20 protein-coding genes are annotated in these 21534 nt (G+C 43.5%); 4 read left to right on the top strand and 16 right to left on the bottom strand.

Annotated features, from left to right (window positions below; all coding sequences use genetic code 11):
• Positions 1-13 precede the first annotated feature (13 nt).
• From QWZ13_RS15955 to QWZ13_RS15940, 4 genes are all read right to left on the bottom strand, one after another.
• Positions 14-1654: an ethylbenzene dehydrogenase-related protein gene (locus tag QWZ13_RS15955; protein WP_290282646.1), complete on the bottom strand. Its 1641-nt coding sequence runs from the start codon at positions 1652-1654 to the stop codon at positions 14-16.
• Between the two features lie 127 nt (positions 1655-1781).
• Positions 1782-3536 (bottom strand): alpha/beta hydrolase family protein, encoded by a 1755-nt coding sequence (locus QWZ13_RS15950; protein ID WP_290282645.1) that lies wholly within the window; start codon positions 3534-3536, stop codon positions 1782-1784.
• A gap of 205 nt (positions 3537-3741) precedes the next feature.
• A complete protein-coding gene (locus QWZ13_RS15945; RefSeq protein ID WP_290282644.1) occupies positions 3742-4053 on the bottom strand; it encodes a Rieske (2Fe-2S) protein in 312 nt (103 codons plus the stop codon).
• A gap of 8 nt (positions 4054-4061) precedes the next feature.
• The gene (locus QWZ13_RS15940) at positions 4062-5378 is read right to left on the bottom strand and encodes a hypothetical protein (protein WP_290282643.1); all 1317 of its coding nucleotides are present in this window, start codon (positions 5376-5378) and stop codon (positions 4062-4064) included.
• A gap of 137 nt (positions 5379-5515) precedes the next feature.
• Between QWZ13_RS15940 and QWZ13_RS15935 the strand changes: the two genes are divergently transcribed.
• A complete protein-coding gene (locus QWZ13_RS15935) occupies positions 5516-5695 on the top strand; it encodes a hypothetical protein (protein ID WP_216000072.1) in 180 nt (59 codons plus the stop codon).
• Positions 5696-5716: 21 nt separating this feature from the next.
• A complete protein-coding gene (serB, locus tag QWZ13_RS15930) occupies positions 5717-6874 on the top strand; it encodes a phosphoserine phosphatase SerB (protein ID WP_290282642.1) in 1158 nt (385 codons plus the stop codon).
• A gap of 20 nt (positions 6875-6894) precedes the next feature.
• Here serB and QWZ13_RS15925 read toward each other — a convergent pair whose 3' ends face one another.
• The 3 genes from QWZ13_RS15925 to epmB form a co-directional block, all read right to left on the bottom strand.
• The gene (locus QWZ13_RS15925; RefSeq protein WP_290282641.1) at positions 6895-8979 is read right to left on the bottom strand and encodes a GGDEF domain-containing phosphodiesterase; all 2085 of its coding nucleotides are present in this window, start codon (positions 8977-8979) and stop codon (positions 6895-6897) included.
• 113 nt (positions 8980-9092) lie between these two features.
• Positions 9093-10877: a cyclic-di-GMP receptor FimW-related protein gene (locus tag QWZ13_RS15920; RefSeq protein ID WP_290282640.1), complete on the bottom strand. Its 1785-nt coding sequence runs from the start codon at positions 10875-10877 to the stop codon at positions 9093-9095.
• 180 nt (positions 10878-11057) lie between these two features.
• On the bottom strand, positions 11058-12113 hold the full coding sequence (gene epmB, locus QWZ13_RS15915; protein WP_290282639.1) for an EF-P beta-lysylation protein EpmB: 1056 nt from the start codon (positions 12111-12113) through the stop codon (positions 11058-11060).
• Between the two features lie 37 nt (positions 12114-12150).
• On the opposite strand from epmB, the gene efp reads away from it, so the two are divergent.
• Entirely contained in the window at positions 12151-12723 is a 573-nt protein-coding gene (gene efp, locus QWZ13_RS15910; RefSeq protein WP_216000077.1) for an elongation factor P, read from the top strand.
• A gap of 33 nt (positions 12724-12756) precedes the next feature.
• On the top strand, positions 12757-13713 hold the full coding sequence (gene epmA / locus QWZ13_RS15905; protein ID WP_290282638.1) for an EF-P lysine aminoacylase EpmA: 957 nt from the start codon (positions 12757-12759) through the stop codon (positions 13711-13713).
• Here the strand turns inward: epmA and QWZ13_RS15900 are convergent.
• The 9 genes from QWZ13_RS15900 to QWZ13_RS15860 form a co-directional block, all read right to left on the bottom strand.
• Positions 13710-14297: a ProQ/FINO family protein gene (locus QWZ13_RS15900; RefSeq protein ID WP_290282637.1), complete on the bottom strand. Its 588-nt coding sequence runs from the start codon at positions 14295-14297 to the stop codon at positions 13710-13712. The two genes, epmA and QWZ13_RS15900, sit on opposite strands and share 4 nt — an antisense overlap.
• Before the next feature lie 141 nt (positions 14298-14438).
• Positions 14439-14750 (bottom strand): hypothetical protein, encoded by a 312-nt coding sequence (locus tag QWZ13_RS15895; protein ID WP_216000080.1) that lies wholly within the window; start codon positions 14748-14750, stop codon positions 14439-14441.
• A 307-nt stretch (positions 14751-15057) separates the two neighbouring features.
• Entirely contained in the window at positions 15058-15915 is an 858-nt protein-coding gene (asd, locus tag QWZ13_RS15890) for an archaetidylserine decarboxylase (protein ID WP_290282636.1), read from the bottom strand.
• Positions 15912-17489 (bottom strand): HDOD domain-containing protein, encoded by a 1578-nt coding sequence (locus QWZ13_RS15885; protein ID WP_290282634.1) that lies wholly within the window; start codon positions 17487-17489, stop codon positions 15912-15914. The genes asd and QWZ13_RS15885 overlap by 4 nt, the downstream gene beginning before the upstream one ends.
• Positions 17482-17619: a hypothetical protein gene (locus QWZ13_RS15880; RefSeq protein WP_290282633.1), complete on the bottom strand. Its 138-nt coding sequence runs from the start codon at positions 17617-17619 to the stop codon at positions 17482-17484. Before QWZ13_RS15880 ends, QWZ13_RS15885 begins: the two co-directional genes overlap by 8 nt.
• Positions 17592-18215: a hypothetical protein gene (locus QWZ13_RS15875; RefSeq protein ID WP_290282632.1), complete on the bottom strand. Its 624-nt coding sequence runs from the start codon at positions 18213-18215 to the stop codon at positions 17592-17594. Before QWZ13_RS15875 ends, QWZ13_RS15880 begins: the two co-directional genes overlap by 28 nt.
• A 103-nt stretch (positions 18216-18318) precedes the next feature.
• Positions 18319-19608 (bottom strand): 1-acyl-sn-glycerol-3-phosphate acyltransferase, encoded by a 1290-nt coding sequence (locus QWZ13_RS15870; RefSeq protein ID WP_290282631.1) that lies wholly within the window; start codon positions 19606-19608, stop codon positions 18319-18321.
• 76 nt (positions 19609-19684) lie between these two features.
• Entirely contained in the window at positions 19685-21256 is a 1572-nt protein-coding gene (locus QWZ13_RS15865; protein ID WP_290282630.1) for an HD domain-containing phosphohydrolase, read from the bottom strand.
• 92 nt (positions 21257-21348) lie between these two features.
• Positions 21349-21507 (bottom strand): hypothetical protein, encoded by a 159-nt coding sequence (locus QWZ13_RS15860; RefSeq protein ID WP_290282629.1) that lies wholly within the window; start codon positions 21505-21507, stop codon positions 21349-21351.
• Between the last annotated feature and the right edge of the window lie 27 nt (positions 21508-21534).

The raw sequence follows: 21534 nt of genomic DNA, 5'->3' as shown, positions 1-21534 counted from the left end.
GATGCCGATTGAGTTAATTGAGCTCGAGTCGAACTGGCTTAATATGATAGGAGTGCCGGGTTTGAGAATGGTCAAAAGTACTGACCCATAAATAAGACTCGTTGGTAATCTCAAGGTCGAACTCAGACCCCGTATCTAGGGCGCGTTTAAGCTCAACTTGCCATAAGCCATCACGCCAATAACCTACGGCTTCAACGTCACCACGACCTTGGCTAAATGGTCCTAGGCTCAGCACCGATGGAATGATCGTATTTAATGGATAATTGTCTTCATCGGGGTGGTAGGCAATGGTGTCTTCCCAATCTAGCCACCATGAACCAAAGTCGGATTCGTTTGCATCGAAGTTAGCTTGGCCAAGCCTTTTAAGCAGCGCTTTATTGGCGGGTAAACGCAGCGGAGTAATGATGCCATCATCGTACAGAGTCCAATTCATAACGTAGCCACCACACTCTGGTTTGGTTTGGAAATCACTGCCATCCCAGCGCACTAGGTGTTCACAGTCATCTCGGTCTTTTTGGTATCCGCCGGTGTATCGCTTGTACTCAGAGTCGCTCGGTGAAGGAGGGCCAAAGTAGTTGTCATCAGCCTGACCCAAGCTAAGCCCGGTTCGAACGCTCTTCCAGTGCCAAACATCGGCTATTTGGCCATTGGTGGTGTAATGTAAGCCCCTCTTACTTGGCGGCGCGGGCTGATCTTTCAGAGGTTGCTCGCCCAACTGTACCGTACCGCCGCCAGCGAGGCTTGAAGATTGGGTAAACATAACGGCTAACTTGTCTTCGTAGAAAGTATTTTCATTAGCTTGCTTAAGGTCGGTCTGAACTACCTTCCAACCTTCTTCTGTTTTAATCAGTGGTACATGCATTTGGCTTCGGGTTGAATCTGGCCAGCTTATATAAAAGTAGATATTTTTATTATCTCGTAGTGCCTTTATGGTAACTAAAGTACCTTGTGTTGGCTGGCGATAGCCTTGATAGGTTTGTACTCTAACCGTATTAGCCTGTGCCCAAGCCGCTTCTCGTAAATCGCCATCGAGTTCAATGGATTGATCCGTCATGCCAACTTTTAATGTTTTCGGTTGAGTCATTAGCCAAGCGCTGAAGGTTACGAGTACTGTCATGCCTAATAATATTAACCATGCCCAAGTAATACGTTGACCGGAAATTACGAACGCTTTCAGTACTTGGCGCCACGGTAAAGCTATAAATGCAACTGCGCTGTGCACGATGAAATAAACAGCCATTGAAATCGCTGAGATTAAATGGAGTCGAAGGGTCCACTCTACAGGCAAAAAATGCCAACCTAGAATAAGTTGCACACCAGTGGTTAGACTTACCGTAAGTAAAGCCCAAGCCAAATAATGCGTAATATTAAAAGCCATCATGCTAATGCTGGGGTGCTTCAAATTAGGGAGCCGACGGCGCTTGATTCGGCCCATGATGTAAAGCCCAATAGCGAAAGCCAGCAATAAGGCTGATCGAAAATGCCAAGTATGTACATCGCCCTGAGGTAAAAGCATGGCCAGTCTAATCAGTGCTGGCTCATTGGCAACTGCAATGCGAAGTCCAGTAAATAACAATGGCACAATAGAAAAAATAAATAGCAGATGGGCTAAACGAATAACCGCGTTAGACTGAGTTTTTGTAGGAGACGACATGAAAAAGCACACTTATAGATGAGCGCTTAGTATACAGAAGAATTATCCGATAATAAAAAGCCCACCGCAGCAGTGGGCTTGTTATTGTTTGTTGCCAATGCATCTGGCTAAAAAAGTCTATACAGGTTTAGAAAACGAAGTGTGTTGCTTGGCTTGCAACAACAACCCAAGTAATAAACATCCCGTTAATGAATGCTCCGGTATAGACTTGGCCTGTAACACGATAGGCCACTGTGAATACCAAGGCTGCAATTGCCATGAGTGGAATAAACTGGAAGGCAATAATTGTCCAAAGTGGTTCTGCTGCAATAAACAGAGTACCACCCAAGAAAAGTGGTAGGTACTGAACGGTCAGTAATACCATATAACCGACACTGAGTAACAACCAGTTTGCCACGAGCTCTTTACGAAAGCTCCAGTGGTTTTGGCGCAGTTGGCCATGTAACACAACCGCTACAACAATGAAGAACAAACAAAAAGGAACCACATAAGACAGTGCAATTTTAAATTGCAGGGGGCTCAATAGCTTAACGCCAAATACCCAAATGCGGTAATCGACATCAAAAAAGAAATCGACTAAAAGCAATGAACTGTAAAGTACCCCAATGACCGATAATGCCAGTAAAAATGAGCGGAATACTTGAGCGACTTTAAAACTCTGGCCAAGCGTGATGCCATAATTAGCCACAGTGGCCCCCGTCTTCTTGTTCACCAATAGGTGCCACAAAGAAAACAGCACCAACGAAATTAAACCGGTTAATAGCGCCCAAACCATTACTTGGGTGGTGATGTTTTGTGCAAACAATGCAGAGGCTTGCCATCCGAGACCTTCACTGATGCCCTTAAATGGGAATAATGTGATTGCAGGGAGTGCAGTAAATATAATGGCGCCAACCCACCAACCCGCACCTTGTAAGGCATGTGCTTTAGGTAAAGCATTAGTTAAAGACTTAAACGGAGAACGCTCGGCGAGTGCAGTGACCGCAGGGACAATCAGAACGACCATGCCTAAAAGCGCTATAAGGGTACCTATTTCTTTCCAAATCCACACTTGATCACTGGCGGGTAAAGCGTTTGCACCGTCTAAGGTTTGATCAAACCAGTCGATAGCATAACCAATAGCCTCATGAGAAAAGTGATCACCAGGGTGAGTAACAGCGGGTTGGTGCAGAACACGCGCCGTACCTAAAGATATATCGCCATAAATTTTTCTAGGAACAATATCTTCTTCTGTGTTGAAAAGTTTTTTAAGTTTTTCAGTTTTAGTTATTTCAGTTGGAACTTCAACGCCCCACATCAATGCTGAAAATTCATCGTATTTTGAGAATACGACCGCAATATTGCGTGGCCATTGCGCGGTGCCTTCAGGTGCTCCAAAGGTGCCTGTAGAAGAGCCTTCAATAACAATCGATTTATAAGCATCAGGGTAAACACCGGCCGCAACAAGAGACGCCCAACCACCCATTGAGTGGCCCTCTAGGCCAATATTGTCTTGGTCTACAAAAGATAAGGTCTTCATGTAGGCTAAGGTATCAATGCCGCCAAAACCATTCGTGAATGCCGCAGGGTCTGAATACCCATGGCCAGTTTGGTCTGGAGCCAGAACAACATAACCACGACGAGCGAACTCAATGGCAAAACCAGATTGTGTCTCGTTAGAATTAATGTAGCCGTGAGTTGCGATGATGCCGGGTGCCGGGTTTTCATTAGAAACGCCCTTCGGCACATATAAACGTGCATGAGTGATGACGCCATCATTTCCAGCAAAACGAACATGGCTAACTTTAACATTGCCAGCGCTCGTTTGTACTTGATGAGCTAAGAAACCGCCCACAAAAAGTAAAATGAGGGCAAAAATTAACGCTTTAGGGTTGAACTGCATTGTATTCCTCTCTTGCTTAATTGTTGTTATTAAATGTCGAATCTAGTGATTCAAAATGACTTTAACTAATAAGAAGAGAGGATGTCGACTAAAATAGGACCTAATTGAATGATTAGTGAATGAAATTCACGGAAAGGCTTTTATTAAGTAATATTGCTTTGCGCGCAAACTATAATAAATGGGAGTTTATTATTTGGTCGTTTATTCACACATGTATTAAGTCGTTTTCTATCTTAAATGGAATGGCGGTTAAATGCTCCCCTTGGCAAGGTCCTGCTAGACAGTTTCCACTTTCAATTTCAAACAATGCGCCGTGAGTAGAGCACTCTATTAAGGCTCCGTCTTGATCTAAAAATACGTCTTCTTGAAACTCTAAATTGACCCCAAGGTGAGGGCATTCATTTTTGTAAACAAAAATTTGATCGTCTTTTTTCACCACAAATATTGCGCCATGTGGGCTGTCGAAGCCTTTCGAATTACTTTCTTGTATATCATGAATACTGCACAGTTCCGTCATATTGTTCCTCAGCTATTTGTTTTGATGAGTGTTTGGGCCTGAATTTCAAAAAGGTCGTCCTTTTCTTTAAAGCGTTCAAACTCCCAAATTTCCAATCTCTGGCCGTTTCGCAAAGTTACGTCTCGCCATAGGTTTGCTTCAATTTGTTGGTTTACATCGTCGTCTTGCAAAATAGGTTCGGCCATCAAAATATGGTTGATGGGTTGTAGAGCTTTGACTTGCTGTAACCAAAGATCCGCGTCACCTGTCACTAGGGGAAGCGGAATGCCGTGTTTATAGGTTTTACTTACAAATGCAGGTCCAGCGCTTACAGCAATGCCAAACAATGGTCGTTCTTGTTCTGTTTCTTGAGCGATAATTTCTATGGCCAATTGCAATACTCGGGCTGCACATACAGAGTCAAACGCAAAAGTTTCAGATTCGCCTAAGCCAAAAACAATAGAGAAGCCGTCAGGTAAAAGCACACCATTGTATAGTTCACTTACGCGAATCATGAGCGATTCATATTGCCGCCAGATTCGTTGTAATTGTTGTGCGTTGTAGATTCGAATCAAGGCATCCCAATTTTGGCAATCAATCGAGAGTAAGGCGACGTCTTGATACATGCCTTCTTCTGTTACGAGGCTCACTTGCTCCAGTAAACGCTCAGTATCATCGGAGGCCGAATCAGTTTGTAGGTGCTTCATAAGTTGTCCGTGCTGACTCATTGGGTCGGACAGTAATTGAATCAGTTGGCTTACTTGTTGGTCTGGTCGCCCGGTTAGCTGTTGACTAATTTGGGGTAATTGAGCGTCTAATTGTGTTTTTAAGGGAGACCAAGCCGCGATTGCCTGCCTATAACGCCAATATAGAAAACCAGATATTGCGCCGATGCCTATAATATTAAACAACAACCAACTGGTTACGGCTTGCTGATGCCATGAAGCGGTATCGTTGATGTTGAGTTCTATATCGGCATGACCCATCAATTCGTCACCAAAATGAATAGGGAAACGGTATTTTTCTATGGCAACGGTTTGGTTTTTGTCTCTGGACGTAAGCCGAATATCGGCTTCTTGGGAATCAATGGCGGCAAGGAACACGGCAGGTTCATCTGCGTATCGATTTAATACTTGGCTGATGCCTAATCGATCGTTCTTGTGGAGTAGCGAGGCAGTCTCGAATGATAACGTTCTCGCTAAACTTTCACCGAGTTGATTATTTGATGCGGATAAGCTTTGCGTCAGTGGCTTGTACCAAAAAACCACCAAAAGTAGGTTGATGATCACTAACAATGCCAGCGCAAAGGCCATTATGGGTTGAAAAAGCCATTTTAGATTATTCATGTAGTGGATATATTAAACTCAGTCGATACAATAGCGATACACAAGCGTGCGGTGAATGTTTACGCCATGTTAAATGGCTTGAGGCAAAAAATCACTGTAAAGTATCACACGATTTCATAAAAAAATGAGGAAGGCGCATGAGCGACTCAGTTAAGAAACTAGAAGAACAATTACTGGCCTTAAAAAAAGGGCTGTTTTTAATGAGCCCACGTGATCGAGTGCGTGCATTGTCTACGCACGAAACTGAAGATTTAATCATCGAATTGCAAGATGTTGCCGATGCAGCATTAGAATCTCTCGAATCGGTTAAAAAATAATCATCTGCGGGAGATTCCCTGTTGAGTACTTTACTCATGATGCAAATCAGCGGATCAGATCGGCCCGGTCTGATCGCTGCCATTGGCCAAATATTGGCTGATGAAGCAATTACCCTTCAGAACTTAAACCAATATTCAGATCATTCCATTTTTAATTTCCACGCGTTAATTTCGTGTGACGAACTGCAATGGTCCAGAATTTCAGCGGCCGTTTCAGCGCTTGGTTTGGACATTAACCGCGCAGATGCCGAAGTTGAAACAAATGAGCAATGGGTATTAACAGTACTCGCACGTGAAATTTCCCCAGAAATGTTGAGTCACATTGAACATGAAGTGTCACAGCAAGGGCTGAGCATTCAAAAAACTACTCAATTAACAGAGCCTAATAACCCTTCTGTTTGTGCCTATGAAATGGCACTTTGCGGAAAGATAGCCAATGTAAACGAGTTAAAACAAGCTTTTTTAGAACACACGGCTAATTTGCCGTTCGATGTTGCCATTCAACCAGCATCGGCACACCGAACCCGTAAACGGCTAGCCTGTTTTGATATGGATTCAACCCTTATTGAAGCCGAAGTGATAGACGAGCTAGCCAAGGCCGCTGGAATCGGTGATCAGGTCGCAGCAATCACCGAATCGGCTATGCAAGGTGACATAGATTTCCAAGAAAGCTTTAAGCAACGTATGGCGTTGCTTAAAGGCTTGGATGAATCCGTGTTGGCTGAAATAGCCCAGAACTTACCCGTAACTGAAGGGGCTGAGCGGTTAATGAAAACACTGAAAGCTTTTGGCATTAAAACAGCCATTCTCTCAGGTGGGTTTAATTACTTTGGTCAATACTTACAAGAAAAGCTAGGGTTTGATTATGTTCATGCCAATCAGCTTGATATCAGCGATGGGAAAGTGACGGGCCTCGTTAAAGGCGACATTGTAGATGGCGCTAAAAAAGCGGAATTACTCAAAAGCATCGCAAAGAAAGAAGGCATTGCATTAGAGCAAACTGTCGCTGTTGGCGATGGTGCAAATGATTTACTAATGCTAGCTGAAGCAGCTTTGGGTGTCGCATTTAGGGCTAAGCCCATTGTTAAGCAGCGTGCAGATTACGCTATCTCTACGTTAGGGCTAGATGGCGTTCTTTATTTACTTGGGTTTACCGATAAAGAAATATTAACTCAGTAACGTTAAAAAGAGGCTGGTGGTTACACCGCCTCTTCATCTTCGTCATCAAAGTTATAAGCCATTTCATCAAGAGGTGCTTGTAAGTAATAGCCCTGAATGTAGTTAACCCCTAGTTCCCATAGAGACGCCAAAACTTCGGCCTGTTCAATTTGTGGAACGATAGAGTTAATGTCATTGCTGTGAATTTCGGTAAGCACGGCTTGTAATTCATCCGATGCTTGGCCTTTTTCAGTGAGCTCTTCAACAAAGCTTGGATGAACCCGAGCGTAGCTAATATCTAAATGATTCATCAGCTGTTTTGAGTTTTCTGCCAATCCAAAACGGTTTATAGCTAGTTGACACTTAAGCAGTGACATACCTTTACTGAAGGCTTTTGCGGCTTTTAAATAGCTTAATGCTGCTTCTTCTCGTACTTGGAAGCAGACTGAATCTCCGGGTAATTTTTGCTTTTTCAAGATGCTATTTACCCAAGGTAAAAAAGCAGGGTCTTGAATAGACGCAGGTGTTAAGTGAATCAAGCACTGCGTATTGTGGCCTCGGGCACGGTGCGAAGCTAAGTTTTCTAAGCTCTTTTCAACGACCCAGCGATCCAATTTACTGCTCATGTCGCTGTTTTCTATGGCATCGATGAATTCATCCGGCGTTATATCTGAACCGTCTTTATCTTTAAGGCGAACCAATACATCATAGTGTTCCTGGCTATCGCCACGTAAACTCATAATAGGTTGGAACTGAATGCGTAAGCCATCGTGCTCTAGTGCATGTTGGACTTTGGCTACAATGGAATTTTCGGCCAGGTTGGCGATATCGGATCTATCAAAATAGCAAACTGGCTCGCCCGATTTTATGGCTGAATTATAAGCTTGATCTGCCTGAACCAAGGCTTTATTGCCACTGTCGCATTGTTCATCTATATGGGCTAAACCAGCCGCTAAGGTTACCGGTATAGTTTTACCATCAACATCGTATAGGTTTTCATTGGCCGTTTTTAACATGCTGGTTATCTCAGCTTTGACGGCGGCTAAATCAGATTTTTCAGATAGTAAGCCAAACATGTCATCGGCATAACGTGCAATTTGAGCGTCTTTCGGGTGAGAGTCACTGAGTATTTGAGCGATTTGCTTCAATATTACATCCGTGCCGGCTACGCCAGCTTTCACTTTAATATCAGCGAAATTCGCAATTCCGATGTGGGCGATTAAGTACCGTTTCGAGTCACTAATCACCTTTTGATATGCGCTGTCTAGTTGTTCGTTAAAATAAAGTTTGTTGTGCAAACCAGTAACGAGATCTTGAGAGCTAATTTCTTTGATTTTTTCTTGCAGTACTTCGCTATCGGCTTCAATTCGACGAATAACGATTTGAGTGCAAGATTCACCCTCGTAGCTGGCACTAGAGAAGGTCATTTGAATTTTAAACTCTTCTCCTTCGGCATGCTTACCTACGGTCGAGAAGCTGTGTTCATTTTTAGAAGCAACCTGTTTGAGGCCATCTTTTAGCGTGTTGATTTCTTTACCGGCGACCAGATCCATTATCGGAGTGCACTGAAGCTCTTCTAAATCATCGTAGCCAAACATCTCTAAATAGGCTGGATTTGCATGAATATGCATGCCTTCGTGAACATAGCTTATGGCATCTACTGAGCTTTCTAGTAGTAATTGAACGCGTTTTTCAGTTTCTTTTAAGCTGACACGAGTGGTGCGCAGTAATCGGCGATCTCTTAATGCCGAAAATTCACGTTTAATGGCTTGGGTTAAATGCTGCTCGCTGGATTCAATAATGACATCGGCCATGCCCATATCGAGTGCGCTGGCGATAATATCTTCATCGTATTGGCTTATTAGGCCAATCATGGGTAAGTCTTTACCGTCACGCACAATTGCGTCTACGGCGGCGGAGGTATCTACGGTTCCTGTATTGAGCTTGGCAAGCAATAAATCCCAAGTTTGGGATTCTAAAACGGAGTTCAGCTCATCAAGGCTGGCTATAAAGTGGCTACGAACGGCTTGGCCTGAATTGCGAATCGCATTGGCTAAGGGTTCTGCTTCATTTTGGGTATCGTGAATCAGCAATACCCGGATTGCGCCGCTGGAACTAGAAGTCATAAATCAACTACTTGTCATAATTATATGGATTAATGGCCTTAGTATAGTGACAAACGGTCTACCTGCCCACATATTAGCAAAATTGATTGTTAGAAATGTTAATCAGTAGACGCTTATAACTGCCGCCATAAGCTTTCAAAGTTGTCACCATCATCGGAAGGCATCGGTTTTCTCGTGGCTTCGCCTACTTTTTGCGCAACGCGCCTGACTTGGAATTGACTAATGATACCTGTCGATAGGATTCTTTTCGTGAGTTGGTACTTTTCTTCTTCCCCTTCGAGGTTAATCGTAACCTTATTACCAATGTTGAAAGGCAATCGTGGGGTTAGAACGGAAGCGTCTTGACCGATCGCTTTTATTTCTGGAATGTACAGTGCGCGAAGGTAGTCGCCATGTGCGCCAGTTTTATGTAATTGACGTATTCCGCAAGGGCGGCTGTTAGGCGCTAATAACTCGACACCCATCTGTGTACCAAAATCTTTACCTTGACGTATCCAACGAACCACACCTAAGTTCCAGTGTTGCAGGTTGTCTTCTTTAATCGAGACCACTTCGCCTGTTTTTAGGTTGGAAGCGGGGGCATCTTGCCACTGTAAGCAATAGCCTCGCGGGCTTACATTAATTAGCTGGCCGCTAAATTTTGGGTGGCTTTCGTCGGGCTCAGAGTTAAATTCTATAGAGTCTTCAGACAGCATTTTAGGGCGAGTGCCTGAATCGAATGACCCTTCCCATACATCTTGTTGAGATTTTACGGCTTGAGTGTCGTCGGCGTTAAATCGGTTTTGCACAGCTCCCATGAATGGGTTGTCTGAATGAGTCGCTGTTCCATAAAGCAAAGAATAAAATGGAATCTCACCCGCAATATGAAAGTGGGTGGCGGTTAGCCCTACAGTCATGGATACTTGACCTGTGGCCGGTGTGCGTGAGAAGGAGCGTTGTTTCATCCCCCCCCAAGATTGAATTAAGTGTTCTAATAAGCTGACATTAAAGCGTTCATCAACAATGGATAGTTTTCCACGTGATTCAGGGTTCGCTAAAATTTTATGATCTGCATGAAGCAACCTAATAAGCGGTAATGCGTTTATACCAAGGTAATCAGATAAATTCGATTTCTTAATTAAATACCGGTATTGAGGGGCATTGTCGGTTTCAGGATTAATCACTAATACCGATTTTTCATCTGCAACGTCTTCGATTTCTAAATGCGTTGCCCACTTGGTGAGCGAGCTAAATACATCGCTCAACTCTCGTTGCAGTAATTGGTTTGGCTGGCACGCACCCAACAGGCAAATGCGTAAATAGTTTTGCTGAATCGTCAGCTGTTTTGTGGCCAATGAATCTGGCACCACTTCCATTTGAATATTAAAGGCAGAAGCAATTTGATAAAGCTGATGAATTTCTTGCCAGATACCAGGAGGCGTCTGGATGTATAATTGGTAAGACCGCAATATAGCGGGCATCAATTCACCTAAAGAGCGGTGAATAGCTTTTGCCAACGGCGCTTTTTGTTTAATGCTGCCTTGGGCGAGCATGTGCTGAATGATTATTTTATAACCAATGGCTAAATGCGTCTGCAACGCTTGGGCGAGGTTGGCCACTTTTCGTTGCTGATCATCAAGAACAACACCTTGGTTTAAGTAACGATTATTGAGCTGGTTGCACACAAAATGAATAGGGCCGCGAACAAGATCCATTAATTCAAGGCGAGCAGAGTCGGAGAGTTTCAATTGATTGAACTCAATAACCGCATGGTAGAGCTGCCGTGAGGTTTCACCAATGTTTGCCATTGGTAGGCTTTCTACCCACGCTTTTAATTGACGCGCGGTAGGATCACAAAACGATAAAGTCGTTTGTGTCTGTTTTGGCGTGTTCAAATAAGGTTGATCGCGATATTGCATGTAACTCTCTTATCTCATTCCCTGATCAGTATAGTTCATTATACGTTAATTTATCGTCTACACCTACCTACGGGCAACAGCGAAATAGTTAAATATTAATGAATGCAAAATAGCCAAATTAAGCGCGATTACTTTACATATATTACAGTTAAGACCAATAACAGATGGAGCGCAATAAAATCAGCCCTCTTGGCTGTTATTTAACCAGGTCTTTGATGGTCGATTGGGTATTTCACGTACAAGTCTAGGCAGTAGGTAGCCCGATACACCGGCTTGCAATGCTTGCCATATCTCAATGGCGTCAGATTCAGAAACATTAAAGTGCGCGGCGCCCTGAACTGGGTCTAGAAGATGTAAATAATAAGGTAATACGCCAGTGTCCCAAAGCTTTTGACTTAAATTTTTCAATGTATCGGCGCTATCGTTGATTTCTTTAAGTAAAACCGTCTGATTCAGTAACGTAACACCGACATTTTTTAATTGCGTCAATTTATCGGCAAGTCGTTTCCCAATTTCGTTTGGGTGATTGATGTGTAGTACAAAAACAATTTTTTTATTTGATCGCTCAATAGTTTCCAATAACTCCGAGCAAATTCGATCAGGAAGAACAACAGGGGTTCTTGTATGAATCCTAATCGTGGTTAGGGTCTCAATGTTATTTAGATTGTTTATTAATTGTTCGAGTTTTGCATCAGAGAGGCTGAGCGGATCACCTCCACTTAATATAATCTCGTTAATTTCTGGCCTTTGTTTTATGTAGTTAAGCGCTGCGCTGAGTTGAGCAGGTTTAAGCTGTTGTTCGCTATAAGGGAAGTGGCGGCGAAAGCAGTAACGACAGTGAACGGCGCAGCTTTGGTGAGCTATCAGCAATGCTCTGTTGGCATACTTGTGAATCAGCCCAGGCACTGGATTGTAATCGGCTTCTTGTAAAGGGTCGTTTGAATAACCAGAAATTGTGTTGAGTTCTTGTGAGCGGGTGATGACTTGAAGAAGCAGAGGGTCGCTTGGGTCTCCTTTTTTCATGAGTTGCGCAAACGCGAGCGGCACTTTAAATGCGAAACCTGTCGCGTCATCATCAAGCAGGAGATTTGCCTCGGTGGGAGCAATGTTTAAATAGGTCAGTAAATCCGGGGCAGATTTAAAGGCACCAGCCAATTGCACTTGCCAATGGTCACTTTCAATTTTAGTGGCTTTTAGAGTATTAGGCTGCAAAGTGTCTTCGAAAACAGGTATCATAAGGGTTCTTTTTAATAGTTAGCAGAAGATTGTAAACATGGCTACATATTCTACCAGCGAATTTCGCTCAGGCATGAAAGTTTTACTCGATGGCGATCCTTGTACTATCGTCGACAACGAGTTTGTTAAACCAGGTAAAGGCCAGGCTTTTAACCGAGTTAAATTGAAGAACCTAAAAACGAATCGCACATGGGAGCGTACGTTTAAGTCAGGTGAAAGCATTGAAGCGGCCGATGTCATGGATATAGATATGGAATATCTCTATAGCGATGGCGAGTTTTGGCACTTTATGAAAACCGATGGAACTTTTGAGCAAATCGGCGCAGAAGAGTCAGCTTTAGGTGATGCGAGAGATTGGTTAAAAGAGCAAGAAGTGTTTTCAGTGTGCTTGTTTAACGGCGCTCCTATTGCAGTTACACCGCCTAACCATATCGAACTAGAAGTGGTTGAAACGGACCCAGGTTTAAAAGGGGATACGGCAACAGGCGGATCAAAACCTGCGAAATTATCTTCTGGTGCTGTAGTTAAAGTGCCATTGTTTATCTGTGAAGGTGAAATTATTCGTGTAGATACGCGTAAAGCCGAATACTTAAGCCGAGCAAAAAGCTAAAGCCTGTTTATCAAGCCCCTATTGAAGGGGCTTTTGTTTGAGGTTTCTATGAATTGGCAACCAAGTGCCTCCCTAAATGCACTGCGGCATCGTGCCGAAGTGTTTTCTCATATTCGTAGTTATTTTAAAGATCAAAACGTATTAGAAGTTGATACGCCCGCCTTATCTCGGTCGACCGGCACGGATGTGCATCTAAGCCAATTCATAACCCAAGAAGGTTATGCACTTCATACATCGCCTGAATTCCCAATGAAACGTTTACTGGCTGCCGGTTCTGGTGATATTTACCAGCTTGCACATGTTTTTCGACAAGATGAAACGGGCCAACGTCATAATCCAGAATTTATGATGCTTGAATGGTACCGAACAGGCTGGGATGAATGGGAACTCATGAGCGATGTGGTTAACCTCATTGACGGCTTAACACCCGGTACAAACCTTGAGGTGATTCATACTAGCTATGAACAAGCCTTTCTAGACGCGAAACTACCCAATCCTTTTTCCAGTTCATTGAAAGAGCTCCAATTGGCGGCTGCACGCTCGCTTCAATCAGACGCAGATCAATGGCAGCGGGATGATTGTTTAGATGCCCTTATGGCGTTAGTCGTTGAGCCAAACCTGCCTAAAGAAAGACTTTGCTTTATTCATAGCTATCCTCAAAGCCAGGCTGCGCTCGCTGCCTATGGGCTGTTTAACGATCAGGCTATTGCGCGCCGATTTGAGCTTTATTGGCAAGGAATGGAGTTGGCAAATGGGTACTTTGAATTAACAGATTCGATCGAGCAAAAGAGGCGTTTTGAAGCTGAATCTGTTCAAAGACAGCAGCTTGGCTTGGCGGCACCTAAAATTGACGAAGCATTTTTGGCGGCATTGGAGCAGGGCATGCCCAGCTGTTCTGGTGTGGCGTTGGGGGTGGATCGGTTGCTGATGATCTTGGGGCAGTACTCATCAATAAGTGAGGTACTGCCTTTTGAGTTTGGCCGTGCTTAATTTGAACGTTTATTAACTAAAGCGGCTAACTTAGCGGCCATTCTAGCTTCGCTATCGCCTTCAAATTCTTCTTTTTTAGCTGAAGTATTGGCTTTAGCGGGCTGTTTTTTCGGCGCATCGGCTTTTTTAGCTTTAGAGGGATGAGCCTTGTTAGGCTTACGGCCTGCTGGCTTTGCTGGGCGGCGAGCCGCTCGCTTCTTGTCGATTTCAGCCAATTTACCCGCTGCGTGTTGCGCTTCTTCTGCGGTCACTGTACCAGTTGACGTACCGCCAACAGTCACACGCTCAGCCCCTTCTTTTAAACATGCAATGTAACTGCGCATGCGAACATACAGGTTAAGCGCACGACGAATACGAGTCTTTGAAAGCTTTCCGTCTTCAGCAATGGCGGCATGAATACCTATTTGGAGGGGTTTAGGCTCTTTAGGGTTGAATACTTCAGGATAAAGCTCGCATAACTCATCTAGAGCTTTACGGTTCGCTAAGTATTCTTTTTGTCGCTTTGCATCAGCTTTTTGTTTTGCTGAGACCTCTTCCGTTACTGGTGTAACTTGAGATTCGTTTTGGACTTCCAATTCAGACATAATATTCGTATAGATGTGATGATTCGAGCGCCGCAGGATACTCGGTTATGACTCGTTTGCAAAGGGCGAAAGCGGTATTTGTGCCTCGAATACAATTTACAACTGTGTGTTCAAGGCATCAAATTTGTCGGTCTCGCTGAATTATCGCGATGCGTAGGCATATTGACGACCTACGTTAGTTGGAATAATTCCAGGCTTACGCATGTATTGGTCGGGAATCTGAATGCCTTCGGCTTTAAAACTCACCAATTGTTCTGGAGTGAGATTTTCTAAAAAGCGGTAATAGAAGCTTTGAATTCGCTCGTCGGCCGTACGAGAGGCATCGTGTAGCAAATGCTTAATCGCATCATTTGAGTTTAGACGATGGCGAGTGCCTGTATCGCGTCTAACTAAGGCTACCAACTTAGACAAAATATAAATGTTGGTTTCTGAGAAAATCATAAGTGGTTCCATAGCTTGCTCCAATTAGGTCCATAGTGGTTATGGGTTCTACTAAACTAGCCTTAAAACTCAATAGTGCCAGCGCAAAATAGAGTTTAATTTGAGAAATATTTGAAGCTGTGAAGTACCTCGCAAATAACCAAAATGGCTATAATTGACGGTTCTATGGCAGTGGAATGAGAACGATGGAATCAGATGATAAGGTGAAGGAAGTCTCTGTACTTCTCGTGTTAAAAAAAGTGGCAGAGACTTAATCTATTGTAGTGGTTAAATTGACAAGGAAGCTGGTTGTGTAAAGTTATGTAACGAGCGTTCCCGTTTAATTTGCGTCAGCTTGTAATAATTGCCCAAGTTTAACTGTGGCTCCTGGAGCAATATCTTCATGCCAGTTCAGGGCATCTTTTTGTGTCAGTAAAATTACGGTACTGCCTAAACGAAAGCGACCCACTTCTTCGCCACGTTCAAAATCGAGTTTTTTGGTTTCGAAGGAGTGTTGGCTAATTTTCCTTTGAAAGGGTGCAACAATTCCAGACCAAACTGTTTCTATGCTGGCTACGATCATCGCGCCAACTAAAACCATAATGACTGGGCCATGTTCGGTTTCGAATTCACATACTAGTCGTTCGTTACGCGCAAATAAATTAGGGACGTGCTGAGCGGTTAGTTGATTTACACTGAATAATTTGCCTGGAATAAACGTAGTTTTAACCAATTTTCCCGACACAGGCATGTGAATTCTATGGTAATCCTTCGGTGATAAGTACAAAGTCGCAAACTCGCCACCACTGAATTTTTGGGCTTGTGTACTATCGCCGCCCAGTAAATCAACAACTCGAAAGCTTTTACCTTTTGCTTGAACTAATGTTTGGTCTTCAATAAGACCAAACTGGCTTATTTCACCGTCTACAGGGCTAATAAACTCATTATTCGAGCCAGCTATAGGCCGAATGCCATCTTTAAGGGCTCGTGTAAAAAAGTCATTGAAGTTTTTGTATTCATTTATGTTTTCACGCTTTGCTTCGGTTAAATCTATGCCAAACCGATCCAGAAAAAATTGCATCAACGGCTTTTTTATGAAGGTCAATTCAGATTCAGCAAAATACCCGACCACACGGGATAAAAGGTGATGGGGTAAAAGGTATTGGCTAGCAATAAATGAAATGTTTTTTAAGTTCATTGGCTCAGTCTATTTAGGGCGGTATTCCAATCGGCGCAATACTCGCGAAAAAGTTTATAATCGTATGCGTTTAAAGGTTCTCGGCTGCCTTTTAAATCGGCGTAGAGCAGCATTGTAACTTCACCACCAATAGAGAACGAACGCAAAAAGAAAGATTCGTCTTCGGCGGCTGCCAATAGAGTAGGAGGCAACTTTCGTGATGCGTTGGCCTTATTGCTGCTATTGACCCACAACGCTGACACTTTTTTGGTGAATTCTTTGAGTAACTCCGAAGAAGCAATGGGCATTTTTAAATTGCGAAGCAGTGGTGACTGCTGACAACCTTCGCTGTCAAAAACTTGCAAAAAGCCGTCTGTAATTTCTAAAACAGTAACCCGCTTAAAGGCAAACCCATTGATTAGGCCAAACAAAGCACTTTCTTGAACTTCAACAGGTGAGTGCCAAGATTTTTGGTTTCGAAATTGTCGACGTATTTCGCGCTGAGCATTTAAATCAAGGACTTTACGTGGGGATAAATCGGATTCTGGACTCGTACTGTTGGTTCTTTCAAGGGCTGGTTTCGGGGTTTTTTCTCGGGTTCTTTTGAGTGTTTCAATCTCTTCAGCTTCTGGCCAGCTTGTTACAATCGGGGCAGCTTCTGGCTTTCGAGATAGTTTAAGTGCTTTATTTACATCATCCTCACTAAACCCAGAAGTAACACGAGCCGCAACTTGCATGGGCGGTTGGTGTGCCAGTAGTCTTCGGGCCGCCAGCGCTACTTGAGGTAGGCTGTACTCTCGAGCGGCATTTGCCACCCATTGTTTCAGCATGGGTTGGAAATGGGTTAGCCCTAATGATACTTCACCAGTTCTGCAAAGTGTTTGCAGTGGCTCACCTGTCCAAGTAGTGGATCTTACGGTTGAAGCGAGGTCGTGACTAAAAGGTAAAAAGAATTTTAAAGCCGATTGTTTGAAATTTTGTGTGCGTTGATCGGTCTGAGTTGATGTCTCTTCTGATTCAACCAATATGGGTAATTGGAACAATTTACACAGTTTGTCGTTCCAATCACGCAGAGGCATGCCATAAAATTTCTCGATCAATTTGGTTCTATTGGCACCTTGCTGAACTTGGTATTCAATGCCTTCCATTGTTTCTGGCTCTAACAGCCAAGCAACCCAAATACTTAAATCGTAAAAAAGTGTGACCCAATAATCGGCTTCGGTCCAAGGGATTTGTCTTATTTCAAACCATTGGCGCATAAGGGATGCGGCCAATAGGCTGTCACCAATAGCGTTAAGCAGCCCTTTGGTGCTGGTATTAGTCGCTTCAATTCTGGGTACTTTCCCAGTTAATGCAATGAGGCGTGTTGAGCCCAGTAAGTTGACAGCGTGATCGAGCGTTTTAACAGAAACATCGTGACTCGCGAGCATTTTATTGGCATAGCGGAAAAGATGAATTGTTAATAGAGGGTCTTCTCGGATAATTTCAATCCAGTCACCCAGATCAGCATTGGCCTGAGGCAACGACTTCACAGGCAATACGGCCGGAAGCGACAACGTCTGAATTCGTTTTAACCATTTCGTTTCATTAACCATGTAAAAAATACAGCGCCAGAAAAAGGTGAAGTTTATAGGCTGCTAAGTTTAACCTTGAAAAGACTTGCGCGCAAAGTACAGCCCTAAGTTTAATAATCGAGGTTACATTAGGCTTTCTAGGTTCGCCCACGCACTTTTGTGAATGTCTTTGCGCTCAAACTCTGATAATTCGGTCAATTTATCCAGATCAATGTGATGTAGCTTGAGGTAAGGAAGCTTTTTCTCTGGAAACTCACGCAAATCGCCAAGCATCAATGCAGGGATTAATGTTCCATGGTCGAAATAACCCATCTTCATGGCTTTTAATCCCTGGCGTAGGGGTAACCGTTCGAGTTGGCCAGTGGATTTAGACTTACCAGACACGATTAACTTGGTGACACCATTTTTTATAGTGGGGTAAATGTGAATCGACGTTTGCTGAAGCGATTCGTTGTCGATGCGATTAAAAATAGAAGAATACTGTTGGAAATCGGGTAAAACTACCATACGACGACGCCCAATAGGGCCCGTTAGTTGGGTTGTATAGTCGCAATATAGTTTTTCGACTGAGTAGGAGTAAATCATGAAAGCCCCTTTGAATGCGGTGAAGAAACGCATTGCGTTATCGGGGGATCGAAAAGACTCTAAACTCCATACTAAATCGCGAGGTTGATTAGCTCTACCGCTCATAACTTTTTCCTTATTGTTATCAGCAGTATGGTGACGCAAAGGGCGGCTTGCAAGCATTCACGTTAGAGCTTTTAGTTATGACAAGGTAAAAGCATAAGCCTAATCGCTATAATTTACATGGAGGCGGGGTAAATAGTGCCATTCGTCTAAAAAAGAAGAATCAAGACTCAGTTTTCACCGTGCCAATTGAGTGTAAATTTAAGCTGACTTTGGCTGTATTTCGAATGTCCGCACAGGATTGGGGCTGAAACAAGCACCCAAAGTAGGTCCGTAAATCCCTTAATCTAGAGGTGCTCGTTTGGGCATAAAAATTAGCGTACAGTCCTGTGATTACGGTAGTGATCAAGACTCCTGGGTTTGTTGCTATGAGTAAACCAAGCCAAAAAACAGGGTAAACCACTAAACCTAAGACGAAGGCGTTGCTAGCCCACTTGTCTTCCGCGTGAGATTGCCACTTAACCAGTCCGTAATGTATGAAAATTGCCGCGCTATTTAAAACGAAACCTAATAAAAACAAAGGTAAGCCCAGCCCTAATATGGCAAGTTGTGTTGTGGAATCCACTATATAACGCCAGTTTGATCGTTTTGTCATATTCAACGTGCTTAAATTGATAGGCGCTTTGTCTAGCCAATGATGTAGCAGTGTTATCTGGCTTTTTGAGTGGTCGCTTTGAGGAACCTTTAGCCCAGTGAGTGCCTTAGGATTTATGCTGTAAAGTGTGCGCAATAGCCAGTTGTGGTATTGCTTTTCTTTAGTGTTTTTAAAGCTTGGTAATGCTGTGTTGATTTCTTCACGCCATTGTTTGGTTTCTTGGCAAACATTAAAATTGGCATCGGTATAAATTGATTCACCAACTACATCAACCCAAACATTGGTATTTAGTTTAGACTTATCTTCATAGTACAAAGCTACCTTAACTACCCGAATAGGGTGTCCAGTGCTTTCGATGTACTGTTTAGCTAAATAGGCCGCTCCTTTTTTAAAAGGCTTTAAGGTTCGGCGGTTATGAGACTCACCTTCAGGGAATAGAATCACCGCTTTTCCAGCGTTCAAAGTTTGGGTCAAAGCCGTAAAAGCAGCCTTGTTACTGGCTTTACTCGCCAAAGGGACTGCTCCCACCGCTTGCGTAAACCAACGAACCAGCCAATGTTTTGTCCAATCAGCGCGAACGGTGCGTGTGAGTTTCACATTCAGTGCGGCTTCAATAGCAAAGGGGTCTATGAAAGCATTGGGGTGATTTGCGACCACCAAGGTTGCCATGTTTGAAGGTTTCATTGAACGAACCGTTCGAAAACGTCGGTAATACAACTTTAAAAGTATCGCCCATTTATTTTTAGGTAATAAAGCGGAGCACGAAACCAGTAACGCGAAAAATAGCGTGAAAATGATTATATCGTTGAGAGTGTCGCCTTGCATAACTGCATTCCTGTTATCCTTTTTATGAGGCAAAGGTACGAGGCATAGACAAGGGCGGCAAGAAAAATAGTTAAAGTAGAGTCTAGCTCTACTTTGAGTGATTATATTGCTACTTTAGGAATTCTGATGGGTCGTTTACATCAATTTGAGCTGGCAACATATGTTCTTGTGCATAGCTCTTCCAAACGCCACTTTTTAGAAACAGCTCGAACACATCTGGGTCAACGTGTTGGTCTTTGACCATTTTTTTCAAAATTGAGAAGGCTTGGCTTAACGGCATTGGGGGCTTATAAGGTCTTTCTTTTGCGGTTAAAGCTTCGAATATGTCGGCAATGCCCATAATGCGAGCAGGAATAGACATTTGCTCACGGGTTAAGCCACGTGGGTATCCTTTACCGTCCATTCTTTCGTGGTGACCGCCGGCATATTCAGGAACACGCTTTAATTTTGGCGGAAACGGCAGGCTTTCTAGCACTTCAATGGTTATATCTATATGTCGGTTAATGTGTGCCCGCTCTTCATCGTTAATGGTGCCGCGTGTCACACACAAGTTGTAGATTTCTTGTTCTGTTAATAATGGCTGCTGTTCGCCAAAGGCATCGGGCCAAGTTTGCTGGCCAATGGCGCTAACGCGAGCTTTGTCTTCCTCAGACATAAACTCGCCACCTTTATTTACTTTCTCTAAGAAAAGTAGATCATCTCGGTGCTGTGCTTTTTCTTGTTCGTTAGAGCTAAAGTGGCATAGTGCCGCAAAACGGGTTCTTACCGATTCCATACCATCGTGTAATCGCTCTAACTTTGTTCCTTTATTCAGTACGTTTTCTGACGTCGCTAATTTTCCACAATCGTGCATCCAAGCGGCCACAGAAAGTTCATACCAACCGTCTTCATCTAGATCAAAATCTTTAAAATATCCGTCTTTATCGTCGCATGCTGCTTTGGCGATAAGCTCTGTTAATACTGGAATGCGTTGGCAGTGCGCTGAAGTATGTGGCGAACGCACATCAATAATTTGTGCCAAGGCTTTAATGAAAGCATCGAGCAGGTTTTTATGGCTATCCACCAGAAGGTGATTGTCTAGCGTAATGGCGGCAAACTTAGCCATAGCCGCGACGGTGTCTCGGCTTTCTGTGCTGAAGCTTTCTAGGTGGCCTGCAGGGTTACGAGCATTGAGTAATTGCAGTACGCCGATTACGTTATTATCGTGATTTAGGAGTGGAATGGCCATGATCGATTTTGAACGGTATCGATGGGACTCATCGAACACTCGAGTGCCAGAAAAATCGAAGCTACTGGTCTCGTAAGCGTCGTCAATGATGACGGGTTCTTTCGTTAAGGCTACAAATGTGGCTACGTTGGCTTTATTTGGTTGCCCTTCGCGGTAAAGAGGGATAGGCACCCATTTCTCAGTCTTGCTGGCATCTATAACATCAATGCCTAGCGCCGCGTTTTGTATCACTTCAAAGTTCAGCAGTGCCTGCTCATCTTCACCGCTGATTCGATAAAAAGTACCGCCTTCAGCGCCAGTGAGCAGCCTAGCTTCCGTTAAAATAAGGTGCATAAGGTCGGTCAGATTATGCTCTTTTGAAAGGCGGACTAATAAATCTCCGGATCGGCTCAAGTCCCAATTTGATTGGAATTTTGGTGTTTCTTCGGCAACAAACATATCAGTCATGGTCATTCACTGTACTGGCGATGAAATAAGGATAGTTAATAGCGAAGGTTACCCTGTATTTATTTGTTAATAAATGGCTAATTCGACTGGTGGATTGTTTATTTATGACTAGATTTCAATAGCCGACATAAAAAACGACACACAAACGCACAAAGAGACATGATCTGAGGGAATGCTCTTGAGATAACTTGACATTTTAAGGCTCCGAACATATGTTTCAAACGATCGTTTGAATATTCTCGATGTGCGATGCGCACTCAGAACTCAACCAAAAATATATTGAT

Origin of the sequence: Reinekea marina, assembly GCF_030409715.1 — a bacterium.
GTDB classification, from domain to species: Bacteria; Pseudomonadota; Gammaproteobacteria; order Pseudomonadales; family Natronospirillaceae; genus Reinekea; species Reinekea marina.
The sequence above is the reverse complement of the archived record's forward strand: the minus strand, read 5'-3'. Positions and strand labels throughout refer to the sequence as shown.